General features: G+C 48.9%; 1 pseudogene. It reads left to right on the top strand.

The annotated features are described in order from the left end of the window. Positions 1-831 (top strand): annotated as a pseudogene (locus DWX23_RS24930) (hypothetical protein); the annotation flags it as partial.

The following is an 831-nucleotide window of genomic DNA, read 5'->3' as shown; positions in this document are numbered from 1 at the left end:
GAACGAGGTGAGGGTAGGGCGTAGCAGGGCCTTTATCTTTACGCCGCAATTGTTGGGAGCGGGGAAGCAACAGGTCTCTTTACCTGCTGTCGTAATCAGCGGCTCGATACGCGACCGTCAGGATCGTCGGGAGGCGGCGCTTTCTCTCTGTAAAGAATGTACTGTTCCTTATCTTCGTATCCGTGACAGCCGGAATGTTTCTAAAAATATCACTTACCATATTTCCATACCTTATGCCTCATGGATGCAGCATGCCATGTTGCTATTGAAACAGGAAAGTCGTGAATGTTGCGGCAATGAACTCTTGGCGGTAGATACGCTGCAATGCGATTTGGGTTTGGCTGCTGTGGCAGGTATTCCTCAATTGCCTGTTGTAAAGATGAAACTGCATCCGGAAGAAGCAGTGAAACCGAAAGTCGTAAAACCGGAACCGGCAGCTGTTACAAGACCAAAGTCAACAATGGTTTCAACGTCAAAAGTAGCATCTGCAACTACTGAGAGTGTGGTACTCTATTTTGATTACCCGATTGGAAAGGACGATATTCATCCCGACCTAAAAAACAACCGTTACGAGATCGACAAGATCGACCGGTTGATTGCCCCCCTGCAGAGAACGCATTTTGCATCTGTCAAGTCCATCCGTATCTGCGGTTATTGCTCGCCTGACGGTAATTATGGGGATAACGAACGTCTTGCTGAAGCCCGTTCGCGTTTCTTCTCCATTTACCTGCGTAGTATGTACGGCGTTCCCCGCGGACTTGTCAAGGTCTCATCGGTGGCGGAAGACTGGGAGGGGTTGGTGGATCTTTTGATGCGTGATAATCCTCCTTA

Source organism: Parabacteroides sp. AF18-52 (genome assembly GCF_003479145.1).
GTDB lineage: Bacteria > Bacteroidota > Bacteroidia > Bacteroidales > Tannerellaceae > Parabacteroides > Parabacteroides faecis.
Note: the sequence above shows the minus strand (reverse complement) of the source record. Positions and strands in the feature narration are given on the sequence as shown.